Consider the following 16,666-nt stretch of genomic DNA (forward strand, 5'->3'; position numbering starts at 1 on the left):
CTGCGGCAACTACGTGAGAAAGGTCACAGCCTTGGAAACGGTTACATCCATTTTGTTAATGGTTGTGATCTGGATCGTTATCTAAATGTGTTGCGGAATGACACGCCTGATGCTTTTGCCGTCAATTGACGCCACAGCCACTCAACGGGGCCCTGACGGAAATGACGCAGCCACAGCACAGAGAAGCCAAGGTTGACCAGCCATACGGGGACAACAAACGCCAGTAGCGTCAGACGGTCATACTTCATGAACAGACCGAAGTGATAGAACAGCGTGGTACAAATGAGCGTTTGCAGAAGGTAGTTGGTCAGCGCCATGCGCCCCACGCAGACCACCGCTGCCGCCAGCCGGGAACGGCTGATTTGCGGCCAGTAGGCGTAAGCCAGCGCGGCGTAACCCAGCGTTTGGATCGGCGCGCTAATTTCGCGCGGCGCTTGCAGCAAAAACGCGCACCAGCGATAGGCCCAGTCGAGATGCCACTGCGCGGCAATCGCCGGTAGGTTAATCAGCATGCCAAGAGAGATGCACAGCACCGCACAACGGCGGTAATGACGATGGCTGAACTGCCCTTTCAGCCAGCCGCAGCGCATCAATGCCGCCCCCATTAGCATCATGCCGGCAAGCTGCCAGCCGTACTGCGCACCCAGCGCCAGAAGGTTTGCCGAGAGCATATCGCTGCGGTTGCTGATGGCTTCAAATCCGCCGTTCAGCTTCCAGTAATGTTCGTAGAGCAGGTTTGAAGCATCCGGCACCCACGAGCGACTTTGTCCGTTATCCGCAATCAGCCCAAGCAACAGCAGTACCGCCACGCCAATGACGTACAGCATCGCGCCGGTATTGAATAAGGCTTTCACGTCGCGCGCGTCGCGGACCAGGCGCCAGCAAACCAGCCCCACCAACGCATAGGCGAGCAAAATATCGCCGTCCCAGAACAGCAGCCCGTGAATAAACCCGAGCAACGCCAGCAGCGTCAGGCGGCTTTGGATCCAGCGCGAGCCCCGCGGTAGCAGCAATTGCAGACCCGCACCAAACAGCAGCGCAAACAGCGTAAGGAATTTTACCTGCGCAAACAGGTCGAGGATGGCCCACGTCCAGGCATCACGAGAGGTAATCTCACCGTACCAGGCGGGGTTAAGATAAGCGGCCTTCGGCAAGCCGAAGGCGCTGATATTCAGCAGCAGGATACCCAGTATGGCTACGCCACGAATAAAATCCAGCGTGACGTTTCGTTCCATGCACCTGCTCCGTGAGTCGATTAGTTGTGGTGACGTACCGCGCGCAAGAACTCCTGGCGGGTATTCTGGCTAGACTTGAACAGGCCACCCAGAGAGGTTGTGGTGGTGGCACTGGTCGCATCGCGAATGCCGCGTGCTTTCACGCAGTAGTGCACCGCGTCAATAGACACTGCCACATTGTTAGTACCGAGCAGCGTTTGCAGCGCCGTCAGGATCTGCTGCGTCAGACGCTCCTGCACCTGCGGGCGCTGGGCGAAGAACTGCACGATACGGTTGATTTTAGACAGGCCGATCACCGAATCTTTCGGGATGTAAGCCACGGTCGCTTTACCGTCGATGGTCACAAAATGGTGTTCGCAGGTACTGGTTAAGGTGATATCGCGCACCGTGACCATCTCGTCGACCTTCATCTTATTTTCAATAACGGTAATTTTCGGGAAATTGGCGTAATCCAGACCGGAGAAAATTTCGTCGACATACATTTTGGCAATGCGATGCGGCGTTTCCATCAGGCTGTCATCACTCAGATCGAGGTTCAGCAGCTGCATGATCTCGGTCATATGCCCTGTAATCAGGCGCTTACGGGTTTCATTATCCATTTCGCGCTCCGATGGGCGCAGCGGGGTTTCCAGACCACGGGCGACCAGCGCTTCGTGTACCAGGACCGCTTCTTTACTCAGTGATGACATTTTTATTCTCCTGCAGGTGTGGCGCTTTGCTTTTATCGGTGCAAAGTTTGCACTCATTGTGCGTGAGGCGACGCACAGAATCCAGTATTCGTCGCGATAATTATTGCAATCGTTCTTATCTTTCAGGCTGAGGACGCCAGACCAGCGCGCCGCCAATCAGTAAGGCTACCGCGGCGATACCCAGCGCAGGCTCCAGCCGCTGGGTGAGCCACGTGGATATCGCCGAGGTCATCGGCCCCACCAGCTGCCCGACGGCGTAACCCGTGGTCAGCAGCCCGGCCATATATCGTGCGTGTTTCGGTGCCAGTTCGCGGCCATAAAGCAGTGAAAGCTGAACCGCCGCTAAGAATCCACCACCGACCAACAGCGCGCCACAAACCAGTCCGCTCATTCCCGGCAACAGCCAGGCCAGCAATACGCCTACCCCCTGCAACCACAGTACGACGGCCAGACGCTGATGGGTGTGACCGACTCGACGCATTGCGATACTCAGGCCAATCCCCACCATGCTCGCCAGCCCGAAAATCGGCCAGATAAACTGGGCAAACAGGCTCTCGGGAAAACGGTGGCTCGCCATCTGCGATAAAAAGGTGGCGGGCAGGATGTAACCGAAGCCCGCCAGGCTATAGCTCCACACCAGCCGTTTGAGATTGGTGGTTAAGGTCAGCGGCTCGGGTTTTTCACCGCTGCGGTGCAGCTCGCCGGGACGCGGCAGCCAGCGGCCAATCAGCGCCACCAACAGCAGCGCCAGCACGCCATACAGCTGCCAGCCTGCCGCTGCGCTCAGCGACTGCGCATGAATAAACACGCCGAGCAGCCCGCTTAGCGCAATGCCTGCACCCGGCCCGGCAAATACCGCCGCGCTTAAGCCCGGCCTGGCGTAATGCGCCAGCCGTTCGTTAACCCACGCCGCCGTCAGCACCATTGCCCAGCCGCTCATACAGCCGATCACAAAGCGCAGTGCGCCGTGCAGCCAGGCGTTATCCGCCAGCGCGGAGATAAAGGTCAGCGCAACGGCGCCCACAATCCCGGCATAGAGACGCATTTCCACGCCGCGATGGGCGCGCATGGCATCCCACGCGCCAACCAGATAACCCAGATAGTTCAGCGCGGCGACGAGACCCGCACTGGTCAACGTCAGCTCGCCTTCGCCGATCATCAGCGGCACCTGAGGGGTGAACGCGAAGCGCCCTATCCCCATTGTTGCCACCAGTACCAGAAAACCGCTTAGCGCAATACGTACCGGCATGAACGCCCCGGATGTAAATGTAAAGTTATCTTTATGATGCAACATGTCGATGTTATGCGGAAGTGAAAGTTACTCACCGCTGATGAATTATCTGTATGATGGACTGATATATTTTGACCAAAACCGCGAGGAGCCCGCATGGAAATGCTTGAAGAGCACCGCTGTTATGGCGGCTGGCAGCAGCGCTGGCAGCACCATTCTGCCACGCTAAATTGCACGATGACCTTTAGTCTGTTTTTGCCTCCGGAAGGGAAAAAAACGCCGCCGCCGGTGCTGTACTGGCTGTCTGGCCTGACCTGTAACGACGAGAACTTCACCACCAAAGCCGGGGCGCAGCGCGTTGCCGCCGAGCTGGGCATTGTATTGGTGATGCCGGACACCAGCCCGCGTGGCGAGGGTGTTGCCAATGATGCCGGATATGACCTCGGCCAGGGCGCAGGTTTTTACCTGAACGCCACCGAGTCCCCGTGGGCCACGCATTACCGCATGTATGATTATCTGTGCGACGAACTGCCAGCGCTGATTCAGGCGCAGTTTAACGTGAGCCCGCGAAGCGCGATTAGCGGCCACTCCATGGGCGGCCACGGCGCGCTGATGCTGGCGCTGAAAAACCCAGGCAAATATTGCAGCGCGTCCGCCTTTGCGCCGATAGTCAACCCAAGCCGGGTGCCGTGGGGGCAGAAAGCGTTTAATGCCTATCTGGGTGATGACGTTGCTCGCTGGAAAGAATGGGATAGCACCGAGCTGCTGCTGGCAAGCCAGGCAGAGCATGCAATCCCGATGTTGATCGATCAGGGTGATAACGATCAGTTCCTCGCCGATCAACTGCAGCCAGCGGTCTTTGCCGAAGCCGCGCGGCAGAAAGACTGGCCACTGACCCTACGCATTCAGCCGGGTTACGACCACAGCTACTACTTTATTGCTTCGTTTATTGAAGATCATCTGCGCTTCCACGCCGAGTATCTGCTGAAATAATGGCAGCCCCGGAGTCGGCGCTTATGCGCCTCGTCCGGGCTACGTGGGCGTTGAAGCCCAGCCGAGCATCGCGACGCCGGGGGTTATCTCTCCGGCAACGTATACGGATACGCCTTGCGATACTGCAACGGCGTTTTCCCCATATTTTTGCGAAAACAGGTAATAAACCACGCGTACTCGGTAAAGCCGACCCTTTCGGCAATCTCCCGCACCGAATGCTGTGAATGCAGCAACAGCTCGCAGGCCTGGCGAATGCGCCGCATCATTAAATACTCCTGAATCGTCCCGCCGGTTTCATCATGAAACCGCCGTGAGGTATGTCCACGTGAGCAGCCCATCACGGCAGCAATCTCTTCTAATGAACAGCGTTCATGATAGTGGTTCTCCAGCCAGCGGATAATCGTCGACGAGAAAGTGTTATGCCCTACCGCCTGCTCCTGCTGCGGCAACAGGCTAATCAGCTGCATAATCAAAAACGCGCTGTCGCTGGTACTCCAGCTCTCTTCGTGCGTTAAGTTTTCAAAGCGCTGCAACAGCGTTTCAATCACCGGCTGTAGGTCACCAACGTCAAACACCCTCGCCTTTTCACCGCGCCCGCAGAGCTGACGCAGTAGCATCTGCTGACGGGGAAAATCCCGCAGCCAGGGTTCAATCAACGACGGGTTAAAGTGCAGCGTAGTACGGTGATAGAGGTTGCGATCGCTTTGCTCGACGTAAACCTTGTGAAGTTTGCCCGGTGGAAAAATAAATAGTCGCCCCGACTTCACCGTATATTGCTGATGCTCCATCAGCGCGATGCCCACCCCCCGTGAAACGGAAAGGATCTCCGCGCACTGGTGCCAGTGGTAATAGTTGGCGGGTAGATTCTGCATCCGATTGAAATAGATAGATTTATCGTTGAGATGAATCTGTTCGAGATAGGTGGTGTCTTCCGTTGGTTGTGAATGTGCCACAGTGCCAGCCCCGCATGTTAATAAACTTAAACTTTCATCATCGGAATAAAACTTTTGCGCCAAATTACGCCATAAAATTATTTTTAATTACCCTTCATGCTTAAAAGTAAGAGCACAATCACATTTGCCAACCGCGTCAAATTCCTATTATTCGTCCGCCATCAACAAACTGAAACGGGATTTCATCATGCGGACAAAACAAGAATATGGTGCATTAGTCGAGGGTTGGATAGCGGCGGCGGTTCCCCGTTTATCGGCGGACTGCACGCGACTTCATGCGGGCGATACCGCCGCGCAATACCCGGACGACGTCGCCGGAATGGAGGGTTTTGTTCGTCTGATGTGGGGCCTATTTCCGCTGGTGAGCGGCGGTACCGTACCAGCGTGGCACGATGCGTTTGTCACCGGCGTGCGCAATGGCAGTAACTCACAGCACGCAGGCTACTGGGGTGATGTCGGCGACAACGACCAACGCTGCGTAGAAATGGCGGCCTTTGGTCTCGGCCTCGCGCTGCCCAACGGTAAGCTGTGGTCGTCGCTCTCAGCCGAAGAGCAGGATAATCTCACCCACTGGCTCAGCCAGAGCGCAGACGTCGCGGTGCCGGACAACAACTGGCACTTCTTCCCGGTGCTCATCCAGCTTGGGCTGAAGTGCGTCGGACGCCCCTACGACATGGCGGTCATCAACCGTCATCTCGACGCCATTGAGCCCTTCTGGCTCGGCAACGGCTGGTATAGCGACGGCGCGGGCAAACCGCGCGACTATTATATCTCCAGCGCCTTCCATTTTTATGGCCTGATCTACAGCCACTTTATGCAGGACGTCGACCCGGAGCGCTGCCTGCGCTATCGCCAGCGCGCCCAGCAGTTCGCTAAAGATTACGCCTACTATTTTGCCGCTAACGGCGAAGGCATACCGTTTGGCCGCAGCCTGACCTACCGCTTTGTGCAGGTTGCGTTCTGGAGCGCGGTTGCCTTTACCGAACTGGAGGTATTTACCCCGGGCGTGGTGAAGGGGCTGATTTTACGCCACCTTGAAAGCTGGCTCGATAAACCGTTTATCGGCGCAGATGGCCTGTTCACCATCGGCTACAGCTACCCAAACCTGATTATGGCCGAGGACTACAACAGCCCCGGTTCCCCCTACTGGGCGCTGAAGGCGATGCTGATTCTGGCGCTGCCGGAAGAGAGCGCCTTCTGGCAGGCCGCATGTGAACCGCTGCCAACGTTGGACGCGATTCACCCGATTCCCGAGGCAGGGCAAATCATCATCCATAGCGATGAGCAGCGCCACGCATGGATGCTGATGTCCGGTCAGTTCGACAAAAATAACTTCGTTAACTTCGAGCAGAAGTACTGCAAATTTGCCTATTCCAGCCAGTTTGGTTTTACCCTGGAGCGTGGGCGCTACGGCCTGAGCCACGCGGCGGTGGATTCCATGCTGCTGTTCAGCAACGGTGATGGCTACTATCGCGGCCGCCGCGAGTGTGAATGCTCTGAAGTGACGGATAGCTGGGTTCGTAGCGAATGGCGTCCGTGGGACGACGTGACCGTCACCACCTGGCTGGTTGCGCTGCCACAAGGCCACGTTCGCGTCCACCGCATACACACGCCACGAGCGCTGGACTGCGTTGAGGGCGGATTTGCCGCTAATCGCCACCAGCAAACGCACCAGATCATCACCGAAAACGGTGTCACCCTTGAAACCGCGCGCCACTATAGCCGGATGGTGAGCCTGACCGACGATCGTCAGCCGTTCACCGTCACCACGCCGCCGAACAGCAATTTGCTGTACGCCGCGCCGGCCACGATTCCCTGCCTTCGCACTCAGCTTAGCGCTGGCTCCTACTGGCTCGCCTGCTACGTCAGCGCCGACCCGGGCGCGGTGCGTGAACTGCCGGCACCATTACATTTTGATGTTACGACACAGCAGTTAACCGTGAACGACCTGACGCTCACCATAAGATAACCCTGACCTCTGGATAACGGCGGAGACCGCAATGACCACGATGATTCAGTCGACACGTTCGGCGTATATAAAACTCAGTCTCTTTGTTTTTCTGTTTACCTTTACCTGGGCGGCAAGCTTCGGCCTGTACGCTATCTGGCTTGGCGATAAAGCGGGGCTCGATGCCGTGGATATCGGCACCGTCTTCGCGGTGAACGGCGTATTCGCGGTGGTGATTAAGCCGGTGTACGGCTACATCATGGACAAAATCGGCATGAAGAAGCACCTGCTCTATTTTGTCTGCATCGTCTCAGCGCTGATGGCACCGTTCTATATCTGGATCTACCTGCCGCTGCTGCAAACGCATTTCATCACCGGCATGATTGTCGGCGCGCTGTTCTTTAGCCTCGGCTGGTACGCGGGCGTGGCGGCGGAAGAGTCCTACGTCGACCGCTTCAGCCGCCTGTATAATATGGAGTTTGGCCGTATCCGCATGTGGGCGGCGCTCGGCTGGGCGACCGCCTCCTCTTTCTCCGGCTTCCTCTATAACATTTCGCCAAAAATCAACTTCGCTATCAGCAGCGTGTCGGCGCTGTGCATGTTCGCCGTGCTCCTAACGCTCAAGGTGGACCATTTCGGCAAAGAAGAAAATAACGTTTTATCGAAAGAGAAAATCGTCATTACCGACGTGCTGAACCTGCTGAAAAACCGCAAGTTCTGGATGTTTTCGCTCTACATCGCGGGCGTGGCCTGGATGATGTTTATCGCCGAGCAGCAGTTCTCCCGCTACTTCGTCACCTTCTTCTCCACCAAAGAGGAAGGCAACGCCATGTTCGGCTATATGAGCACCGCGCAGTCCGCCGCAGAATTCTTCGGCATGATGCTGGTACCGGCGATTATCAACCGCATCGGTGCCAAGCAGGGGATGCTACTGACCGGTCTGGTTATCAGCCTGCGCCTGATTATCTCCGGCATGACCAACGATCCGCTGATTATCTGCCTTGTAAAACCGCTGTACGGTATTGAGATTGCCCTGATTCTGGTGTCGGTCTTCAAATACATTGCCGAGCATTTCGATAAACGCGTCAACGCCACCATGTACCTGCTGGGCTACCAGGCGATGATCTACGTCGGTTCTATCGTCGTCGCACCGCCGGCGGGTTATGCCTATCAAACTATCGGCTTTGAGCACACCTATCTCATCATGGGCATTATCGCCCTGGTGTTCACCGGCGTCTCCGCCCTCACCTTATCAACCTGCTACAGCCACAAAAAGCGCGCTGTAGAACAGGAAATCAAGCAGCAAGCGCTTAATTAAAACGGGAATATGCCAGCATGATGTCTGAACAGATCAGAAAAGAACCCCTTGCCTCATACACTCTGAAACCGGGAGAACGTGAAGAGATTGACCGTAAAATTCGCGGGGCGATGCCTGCGCTGCTGAAGGCTATTGATGACAATGCCGACTATTTCGGCTCGCGCTTCCCGGATGCGGCCTGTAAAAACGGGGTCTATCCAATTATTGATAACGTCGAATGGACCACCAGCTTCTGGACCGGGCAGCTGTGGCTGGCCTATGAGTGGACGGGGCTTGAGCGCTACCGCACGCTGGCGGAGCAGCATATTCACTCCTTCGGCCAGCGGATTATTAACCGCGACCACACTAACCATCACGATCTGGGCTTCCTTTATAGCCTCTCCTGCGTGGCGGGCGAGCGTCTGACCGGAAACCGCGAGGCGGGCTACATCGCCCTGCTCGCCGCCGAAGCGCTGATGGAGCGCTACAACGAGAAGGCCGGGATCATCCAGGCGTGGGGTGAGCTAGATAATCCAGAGCAACAGGGCCGCATGATAATCGACTGCAACATGAACCTACCGCTGCTGTATGAAGCCAGCGCGGCTAGCGGCGACCCGCGCTACGCCGAGGCAGCGAAGCAGCACATTGAGCGGGCGCGTCGCCATATCGTGCGTGCAGACGGCTCTACCTTCCATACCTGGTATATGGATGTAGAAACCGGCGAGCCGCGCTTTGGTAACACCCACCAGGGCTTTTCCGACGATTCATGCTGGGCGCGCGGCCAGGCGTGGGGCGTGTACGGCTTCCTGCTGAACTACCTGCACACCGGGGATGAACGCCTGCTGACGCTGAGCCAGACGCTGGCGAATTACTACTTGAATCGGCTGCCGGAGGATCTTGTCTGTTATTGGGATCTGGCGCTGACCGCTCCTACCAGCGAGCGTGACAGTTCGGCGGCGGCAATCGTCGCCTGCGCCCTGCTGGAGCTGGTTAAGCATCTGCCTGTTACTCATCCGGATCGTGAGAGCTATGAAACGCTGGCGCTGCGGATGGTTGGCAATATGATCGACGGTTACGTTAACCGCGAGCATACGCCGGGCCAGGGTCTGCTTAAGCATTCGGTCTATTACTTTAAAGGTGGGGTTGGCGTGGACGAGTGCTGTAGCTGGGGGGATTACTTCCTGATAGAAGCGATGGTGCGAGCGACGAGGAACTGGCAAAGCTACTGGTAATAAAAGGCCCGATAGCGTTGCGCTTATCGGGCCTTTTATTATGGTGCAATTCCCGGTGTCGCTTTGCTCGCCCGGGCTACCATAGTCAGTAGCCCGGCCAAGCGTAAGCGCCGCCGGGGTTAGCACAGACTTAGAAGCGGTAATCCACTGCCATAAAGTAGCGGCGACCATCTTCGTTATAGCTGTAGTCATCACGATTCAGGTCTTTATCCCCGACGTTGAGCACGCCCGCGCGCAGCTTGACGTCTTTGGTCGCCTGCCATGAGCCGCCGATATCCCAGGTGGTATAGCCACCCGGTGTTTTCGCCGTAGCCGACGTGGCACGCTGCTTACCGGTATAGCTTCCCGCCAGATAGAACGTCCAGTCCTGAATCGGGCTCCAGTCTACACGCCCATTACCGGTATGGAACGGCAGCTCCTGCAGCGGCTTGTCACCGCCGTTGCTCAGGTCTCGCCCGTCGTTATAGGTGTAATTCAACGTCACCTTCCAGTCGTCGCCAAACGGTACTTTCAGCTCGGACTCCACGCCGCGAATACGCGCTTTGTTAACGTTGTAGTAGGCAAACACCGGCACACCGTTATCGAAGCCAACAAAGTTCGGATAGCCCGGCGCAGCATTCTTATCACGCGTACGACTGATGTTAATCATGTCGTCGATGTCATTCTGGAAGGTGGTGACGTTGGCCTGCACGCCTTCCAGCCAGCCCTCTTCGCCCTGGTAGTAAAGACCCACTTCGAAACTCTCACTGGTTTCCGGCTTCAGGTCCGGGCTACCAACGATACGGCAGCCGCCACGGCAGGAATTGGTGGCCCAGTCAGGGCTTAGCTGCAGCAGAGAAGGCGCTTTAAACGCCGTCGCCCAGCCCCCTTTTACCGTCACGGTATCGGTCGCGTTATAGACCAGATACGCACGCGGGCTCCAGTGATCGCCATAGGTCTGGTGATCGTCCATACGGATACCGGTGGTCAGCGCCAGCGGCTCGAAGATGCGCCATTCATCTTCGAGGAACAGCGCATATTGGCTGGCTGACGTTTCGCTGCTGGTACCGCGCGTCAGGTTAACTGGGTCGCTAAGCTTATCGTGGCGCCATTCACCACCGAAGGTCACCAGTTGGTTAATCATCCCCAGCGGCAACACGTATTTCCCGTCGATGGTATTGCTTTCCGAGGTGATTTCACTGGCGTTGCCAGGGTTCTTATTGACGACCTTCTCGCCGTAGTACTTAAGCTCGCTGTTGCCCAGTTCCCATCGACCATTGTGACTTAACGAGTAGTTCTGGCGTTCAACGCGGTTACGATCGAGCGAGTCAGAGTCGCGGTCCTGGCGATCGAAACCGTAGCCCGCGGTAATATCGTTGCTCTCGTTTGGCGTCCAGGCAAATTCAACGTTGGCATCGCGGCTGGTGAAGCCTTCAATACGCGGGCTCTCACCGGTGGTGCTGGTTGTAGAAGTTTGTTGAGCGTCTTTCTCGCGTTTTGCCAGACTACCGAAAGCCTTCATGCCGAGCACGCCATCCACCAGCGGGCCTGCGGTATAGAACTGGCCATTCCAGGTGTCACCGCGATCGCGATGTTCCTGAATCGTGGTATCCGCGGTGACGGTTCCCGTCCATTTAGCGCCAATCTTTTTGGTGATGATATTGACCACGCCGCCCAGCGCATCAGAACCGTACAGCGAGGACATCGGCCCACGCACCACTTCGATACGCTCGATGGCGTCTACCGGGATCCAGTTGAGGTCGAAATCGTTGTGGCGGAAGACGACGTTACGCGAGTTGACGCGCTTACCGTCGATAAGAATCAGGGTATAGCTGCTGTCCAGGCCGCGAATACTCACGCCCTGGCGGTTATCCCCTTCGTTGGTGAGCTGAACGCCCGGAACTTCTTTCAGCACGTCTTTCAGGTTCTGCACCGGCTTGCGCTGCAAATCTTCCTGAGTGATCACGCTGATACTGGCGGGCGCATCCTTCACGCTTTGCTCGGTGGCAGCCGCTGTCACGACCATCACGTCTTTATCATCGGCAGCGCTGACCGGCAGCGCGAGGGACATTACGGACGCACAAAGCCCGCCCCGAACCAAGGGGTTTAACCTGAACATTTCCTATCTCCATGAGGTGAATACTGAATTAAAACAAAGAGGTCTTACTCACAAATGCTGCTGCAATGCCGTTGACCGACGGCCTGTTGTTTTATGCAGATGTGGCTGGTCCCTCCAGGTTTTATCCATCAGGAGTGGAAATGGCTTCATCCTTTTGTATGAGGCGTGATAATAAACGTAATGATAACGATTATCAATTAAGCTTATTTAAAGTTATGTCAAGAAGTAACTATTTGCGTCTATTTCATCGGTGGTGGGCATAAAAAAACCTCTCCGAAGAGAGGCTTTCATCGTATACCGAACGGCTGATTATTTCTTAAAGCGTTCCGGGAAGTGCATTTCGCTATAGCGTACGAAGTGCGTACCGCGGGTCAGCTTATAGCCGAACCAGATAACCAGGAACAGCGGAATACCGATATAGGTTGCCGCTACGCCGCCCCAGTCGATGGTATCGGCCAGGAATGCTTCGTAGTTCTGGCCCAGAGTAATAATCAGGCACAGCACGAAGGCGAAGATTGGCCCCAGCGGGAAGAACCCGGAACGGTACGGCAGGTTGTTCAGGTCATGACCCTGCATCACGTAGCCGCGACGGAAGCGATAATGGCTAATCGCAATCCCCAGCCAGGCGATAAAGCCGGTCATCCCGGAGGTGTTCAGCAACCACAGGTAGACGGTCTGGTTGCCAAACATCGAGGTCAGGAAGCACAGGCCCGCAATGACGGTTGTTGCATACAGCGCGTTACGCGGTACGCCGCCACGAGACAACTTCGAGAAGATGCGCGGCGCTTTGCCGTCACAGGCCAGTGTGTAGAGCATACGGGTAGACGCGTACATCCCGGAGTTACCCGCCGACAGCACCGCCGTCAGGATAACCGCGTTCATAATCGCCGCCGCAGAGAGCAGACCCGCGTGTTCGAACACCAGCGTGAACGGGCTGACGGAGATATCTTTCACGTCGTTACGCAGCAGGCTTGGGTCGGTGTAAGGAATGATCAGGCTGATAATCAGGATCGCGAACACATAGAACAGCAGGATACGCCAGAACACCTGACGCACCGCGCGCGGAATGTTCTTCTCAGGATCTTCAGATTCGCCCGCCGCAATACCGATAAGCTCGGTACCCTGGAAGGAGAAGCCGACGATCATCGCCACGCCAATCATTGCCGATAACCCACCGGCAAACGGCGCGTCGCCGGTTGTCCAGTTGCTCCAGCCGACAGGCTGCGCACCTTTGAAGATGCCGAGGATCATCATGATGCCGACGATGATAAAGATGATAACGGTCGCCACTTTGATGAGCGAGAACCAGTATTCCGCTTCGCCAAAGCCTTTCACCGAAATGTAGTTCAGCAGGAAGATAACGCACAGGAACAGCGCGCTCCAGATCCAGCCTGGAGTATCCGGGAACCACCAGCTCATCACCAGCTGCGCGGCTACCAGGTCAACGGCGATCGTTACCGCCCAGTTATACCAGTAGTTCCAGCCCAGCGCGAAGCCGAAGCCCTCTTCCACATAGTTCTGACCATAGGTGGCAAAAGAACCGGATACCGGCATATAGGCTGCCAGCTCGCCAAGACTGGTCATCAGGAAGTACACCATCAGGCCAATCAGAATATAGGAAAACAGCGCGCCGCCCGGGCCCGCCTGAGAAATGGTTGCGCCGGACGCAACAAACAGGCCTGTACCAATGGAACCGCCAATGGCGATCATCGTCAGGTGACGCGCCTTGAGTTCGCGACGTAACGCGGGCGCTTGTGTGGTTTTTGTTTCGGAACCCATGTGAAAATGCTATCCATCCAAAAAATGAGGCGCGATTGTAGCAGACGAAGCCCGCAGATCACGGTAGAAATGCGCTGTTATAAGAGACCTTCATGATTGGCCTCTTATTATAAGTAAAGCAGCCGATGGCGATTTTAGATATCGCAGTAGTGCAAAAAGCGCTTAAGGGCGTTGGAGAGGTGTTTTTGCCGATGATGGATGCGCCACAGCGTTCGGCTGAGCGTCGGCAGCGGGATTGCCACTTCCACCAACGTTCCGGCTTCCAGTTGTTCTGCAATCACCCGCCGCGACAGGCAGCTAATGCCCAGGTCGTGACGCACCGCGTGTTTGATGGCTTCTGAGTTACCCAACTCCATGCCCATCTGGAACTGCGGCAGGTGCGAAAGCAGCAAATAATCGACGATTTCCCGGGTGCCCGATCCTTTCTCACGCAGGATCCACGGTGCCATCGCCAGCTTTTCGAGCGTCACCTCACCCAGCAGCCAGGCGCTGTCTGGTGCGGAGAACACTACTAGCTCATCCTCGAGCCACGGCTCGGCAATAATATCCGCAGAGTGGCATGGGCCTTCAATCAGGCCGATATCGACGCGAAAGTCCGCCACCGCGTTAATCACATCCTGGCTGTTGCCCACGCTCAGTTCCAGCGGCAGCGTAGGAAAATCCTTGCGGTAGCGGGCGATGATGCCCGGCAGAATATAGTTGCCGATGGTGCTACTGGCGTAGACGCGAATCGCACCGTTATCTTCACGAAACAGCTGCTCTATTTCCCCAGCCTGTTCCAGCAGCGCCAACGCACGCGGGTACAGCAGGCGGCCGTGCTCGTTAACCACCAGACGTTTGCCGACGCGGTCGAAAAGCTGTACGCCAAGCTGCCCTTCGAGATCGGTCAACGCCGCGCTGACCGCCGACTGCGACAGCGCCAGCATCTGAGATGCCTGGGTCGTTGAGCCACTTTTCAGTACCTCTGCAAAAACTTCTAACTGCCGCAGCGTGATGTGCATAGTGTTTCAGCCGCTCGGGCCGCCCTTACCAGTTATTACGATTAATTATAAATATATAATCAATTTTATCTTTAAACCAGCGAGGCGTAACCTTTTAGCCAGACAAAGGAGAAGGCTATGACACAGGTCACCTTAGAAACGCATCATCATCGCGGTATCAAACATTTTATCCCTGGACTCGCCCTTAGCGCCGTGATTACCGGTGCCGCAGTCTGGATCGGCAATATCCCGGCCGTAGCAGGCGTAGGCATGAGCGCGCTGACGCTAGCCATCCTGTTCGGGATGGTGATTGGTAACACGATTTACCCAAAACTCTGGCAGTCTTGCGACGGCGGCGTGCTGTTCGCCAAGCAGCATTTGCTGCGTCTGGGCATTATTCTTTACGGTTTCCGTCTGACCTTCGCTCAGATTGCCGACGTGGGTGCAAGTGGCATCATCATCGACGCCCTGACGCTGTGCAGTACCTTTATGATGGCCTGCTGGCTCGGGCAGAAGGTCTTTGGTCTTGATAAACATACCAGCTGGCTGATTGGTGCCGGTAGCAGTATCTGCGGTGCGGCTGCGGTACTGGCGACCGAGCCGGTCGTGAAAGCCGAGGCGAGTAAAGTGACCGTCGCGGTGGCAACCGTGGTTATCTTCGGTACGTTGGCTATCTTCATCTACCCGGCCATGTACCCGCTTCTGGCGCACTGGTTTACGCCTGAAACCTACGGTATCTATATCGGCTCGACCATGCACGAAGTGGCGCAGGTTGTGGCAGCGGGCCATGCGGTAACGCCAGAAACGGAAAACGCGGCGGTGATTGCCAAAATGCTGCGCGTCATGATGCTGGCTCCGTTCCTGCTGTTTATGGCCGCTCGTGTTAAACAATTGGCTCCGGCAGGTGCAACAGAGAAAAGCAAAATCACGATCCCATGGTTTGCCATCCTGTTCATCGTGGTCACCATCTTCAACTCGTTCCACCTGCTGCCAAACAGTGTGGTGCAAATGCTGATTACGCTGGACACCATCCTGCTGGCAATGGCAATGGCGGCGCTGGGCGTGACCACACACGTTAGCGCACTGAAAAAAGCCGGTGCGAAACCGCTGATGATGGCGCTGGTGCTGTTCATCTGGCTGATTGTTGGCGGCGGCGCGATTAACTTCGCTATCCACTACCTGATGGCATAATCGACAACGACTCAGCGCTTTTAACCCGCTATACTCCCCCTTTTGAGTATGGCGGGTTTAACTATATGAAATACATCGGAGCGCACGTCAGCGCCGCGGGCGGCCTGGCAAACGCCGCAATTCGGGCAGCGGAAATCGAAGCGACCGCCTTCGCCCTGTTCACCAAAAATCAGCGTCAGTGGCGCGCCGCACCGCTGACCACCGAGATTATCGACGACTTCAAAGCCGCCTGTGACAAGTATCACTACACTCCGGCACAAATTCTTCCTCACGACAGCTACCTGATTAACCTCGGTCATCCGGTGGAAGAAGCGCTGGAGAAATCCCGAGAAGCCTTTATCGACGAGCTGACGCGCTGTCAGCAGTTGGGGCTGACGTTACTGAACTTCCATCCGGGCAGCCATCTGCTGCAAATCGACGAAGACAAGTGTCTGGCGCGTATTGCCGAGTCCATCAACATTGCGCTGGCGCAGACTGAGGGCGTGACGGCGGTTATTGAGAATACCGCCGGTCAAGGCAGCAACCTCGGCTTTAAGTTCGAACATCTGGCAGCCATCATTGATGGCGTCGAAGATAAGTCACGCGTTGGCGTGTGCATCGATACCTGTCACGCTTTCGCCGCGGGCTATGACCTGCGCACCACCGAAGCCTGTGCTGACACCTTCGCTGAATTCGAACGCATTGTCGGCTTTAAGTATCTGCGCGGTATGCACCTGAACGACGCCAAAAGCGAGTTCGGGAGCCGCGTTGACCGTCACCACAGCCTGGGCGAAGGCAACATTGGGCACGATGCGTTCCGCTTTATCATGCAGGACAACCGTTTTGATGGCATTCCGCTGGTGCTGGAAACCATTAACCCGGATATCTGGGCGGAAGAGATTGCCTGGCTGAAGGCGCAGCAGACCGAGAGCGCTACCGTCTGATTGCCCGGTGGCGCTGCGCTTACCGGGCCTACAGGTTCGGGCAAACATGATAAAGCGCAGCCGCTATCAGGCATAAAAAAAGGGCCGAATCATCGGCCCTTTTTTACGTTTGTACCA

General features: G+C 56.3%; 13 protein-coding genes. 6 read left to right on the forward strand and 7 right to left on the reverse strand.

The features are described 5' to 3' along the window. Nucleotides 1-77: 77 nt before the first annotated feature. From yeiB to RDN66_RS00125, 3 genes are all read right to left on the reverse strand, one after another. Complete coding sequence (gene yeiB / locus RDN66_RS00115; protein WP_202217585.1) at nt 78-1,235, reverse strand: DUF418 domain-containing protein YeiB; 1,158 nt, start codon at nt 1,233-1,235, stop codon at nt 78-80. Nucleotides 1,236-1,255: 20 nt separating this feature from the next. Continuing rightward, nucleotides 1,256-1,924: a GTP cyclohydrolase I FolE gene (folE, locus tag RDN66_RS00120; RefSeq protein WP_035893451.1), complete on the reverse strand. Its 669-nt coding sequence runs from the start codon at nt 1,922-1,924 to the stop codon at nt 1,256-1,258. A 115-nt stretch (nt 1,925-2,039) separates the two neighbouring features. Then, nucleotides 2,040-3,173 (reverse strand): YbfB/YjiJ family MFS transporter, encoded by a 1,134-nt coding sequence (locus RDN66_RS00125; protein ID WP_202217584.1) that lies wholly within the window; start codon nt 3,171-3,173, stop codon nt 2,040-2,042. Between the two features lie 138 nt (nt 3,174-3,311). Between RDN66_RS00125 and fghA the strand changes: the two genes are divergently transcribed. Then, on the forward strand, nt 3,312-4,148 hold the full coding sequence (gene fghA / locus RDN66_RS00130; RefSeq protein ID WP_202217583.1) for an S-formylglutathione hydrolase: 837 nt from the start codon (nt 3,312-3,314) through the stop codon (nt 4,146-4,148). 83 nt (nt 4,149-4,231) lie between these two features. Here fghA and RDN66_RS00135 read toward each other — a convergent pair whose 3' ends face one another. After that, on the reverse strand, nt 4,232-5,101 hold the full coding sequence (locus tag RDN66_RS00135) for an AraC family transcriptional regulator (RefSeq protein ID WP_308537434.1): 870 nt from the start codon (nt 5,099-5,101) through the stop codon (nt 4,232-4,234). A gap of 187 nt (nt 5,102-5,288) precedes the next feature. Between RDN66_RS00135 and RDN66_RS00140 the strand changes: the two genes are divergently transcribed. The 3 genes from RDN66_RS00140 to RDN66_RS00150 are packed head-to-tail and all read left to right on the forward strand — an operon-like array spanning nt 5,289 to nt 9,578. Then, nucleotides 5,289-7,070 carry a DUF2264 domain-containing protein gene (locus RDN66_RS00140; protein WP_308537435.1) on the forward strand — a complete coding sequence of 594 codons (1,782 nt, stop codon included), beginning with the start codon at nt 5,289-5,291 and terminating at the stop codon, nt 7,068-7,070. Between the two features lie 31 nt (nt 7,071-7,101). After that, complete coding sequence (locus tag RDN66_RS00145) at nt 7,102-8,367, forward strand: oligosaccharide MFS transporter (RefSeq protein ID WP_035893457.1); 1,266 nt, start codon at nt 7,102-7,104, stop codon at nt 8,365-8,367. A 20-nt stretch (nt 8,368-8,387) separates the two neighbouring features. Continuing rightward, nucleotides 8,388-9,578, forward strand: coding sequence for a glycoside hydrolase family 88 protein (locus tag RDN66_RS00150; protein ID WP_202218081.1), 1,191 nt, complete (start codon nt 8,388-8,390; stop codon nt 9,576-9,578). 130 nt (nt 9,579-9,708) lie between these two features. Here the strand turns inward: RDN66_RS00150 and cirA are convergent, their stop codons facing one another. From cirA to yieE, 3 genes are all read right to left on the reverse strand, one after another. Next, nucleotides 9,709-11,676 carry a catecholate siderophore receptor CirA gene (gene cirA, locus RDN66_RS00155; RefSeq protein WP_202217582.1) on the reverse strand — a complete coding sequence of 656 codons (1,968 nt, stop codon included), beginning with the start codon at nt 11,674-11,676 and terminating at the stop codon, nt 9,709-9,711. A gap of 309 nt (nt 11,677-11,985) precedes the next feature. Further along, nucleotides 11,986-13,455 (reverse strand): amino acid permease, encoded by a 1,470-nt coding sequence (locus RDN66_RS00160; RefSeq protein ID WP_035893460.1) that lies wholly within the window; start codon nt 13,453-13,455, stop codon nt 11,986-11,988. A 134-nt stretch (nt 13,456-13,589) separates the two neighbouring features. Then, on the reverse strand, nt 13,590-14,456 hold the full coding sequence (yieE, locus tag RDN66_RS00165) for a DNA-binding transcriptional regulator YeiE (protein ID WP_202217581.1): 867 nt from the start codon (nt 14,454-14,456) through the stop codon (nt 13,590-13,592). A gap of 117 nt (nt 14,457-14,573) precedes the next feature. Between yieE and RDN66_RS00170 the strand changes: the two genes are divergently transcribed. Next, a complete protein-coding gene (locus RDN66_RS00170; RefSeq protein WP_115073871.1) occupies nt 14,574-15,626 on the forward strand; it encodes a YeiH family protein in 1,053 nt (350 codons plus the stop codon). Nucleotides 15,627-15,691: 65 nt separating this feature from the next. After that, nucleotides 15,692-16,549: a deoxyribonuclease IV gene (nfo, locus tag RDN66_RS00175; RefSeq protein ID WP_035893465.1), complete on the forward strand. Its 858-nt coding sequence runs from the start codon at nt 15,692-15,694 to the stop codon at nt 16,547-16,549. The last annotated feature ends 117 nt before the right edge of the window (nt 16,550-16,666 follow it).

Origin of the sequence: uncultured Kluyvera sp., from assembly GCF_902485085.1 — a bacterium.
Lineage (GTDB): Bacteria > Pseudomonadota > Gammaproteobacteria > Enterobacterales > Enterobacteriaceae > Kluyvera > Kluyvera ascorbata.

Coding starts and splice junctions, on each gene's coding strand:
- yeiB (WP_202217585.1), bottom strand. CDS start 1,235: ATGGAACGAAACGTCACGCTGGATTTTATTCGTGGCGTAGCCATACTG.
- folE (WP_035893451.1), bottom strand. CDS start 1,924: ATGTCATCACTGAGTAAAGAAGCGGTCCTGGTACACGAAGCGCTGGTC.
- RDN66_RS00125 (WP_202217584.1), bottom strand. CDS start 3,173: ATGCCGGTACGTATTGCGCTAAGCGGTTTTCTGGTACTGGTGGCAACA.
- fghA (WP_202217583.1), top strand. CDS start 3,312: ATGGAAATGCTTGAAGAGCACCGCTGTTATGGCGGCTGGCAGCAGCGC.
- RDN66_RS00140 (WP_308537435.1), top strand. CDS start 5,289: ATGCGGACAAAACAAGAATATGGTGCATTAGTCGAGGGTTGGATAGCG.
- RDN66_RS00145 (WP_035893457.1), top strand. CDS start 7,102: ATGACCACGATGATTCAGTCGACACGTTCGGCGTATATAAAACTCAGT.
- RDN66_RS00150 (WP_202218081.1), top strand. CDS start 8,388: ATGTCTGAACAGATCAGAAAAGAACCCCTTGCCTCATACACTCTGAAA.
- cirA (WP_202217582.1), bottom strand. CDS start 11,676: ATGTTCAGGTTAAACCCCTTGGTTCGGGGCGGGCTTTGTGCGTCCGTA.
- RDN66_RS00160 (WP_035893460.1), bottom strand. CDS start 13,455: ATGGGTTCCGAAACAAAAACCACACAAGCGCCCGCGTTACGTCGCGAA.
- yieE (WP_202217581.1), bottom strand. CDS start 14,456: ATGCACATCACGCTGCGGCAGTTAGAAGTTTTTGCAGAGGTACTGAAA.
- RDN66_RS00170 (WP_115073871.1), top strand. CDS start 14,574: ATGACACAGGTCACCTTAGAAACGCATCATCATCGCGGTATCAAACAT.
- nfo (WP_035893465.1), top strand. CDS start 15,692: ATGAAATACATCGGAGCGCACGTCAGCGCCGCGGGCGGCCTGGCAAAC.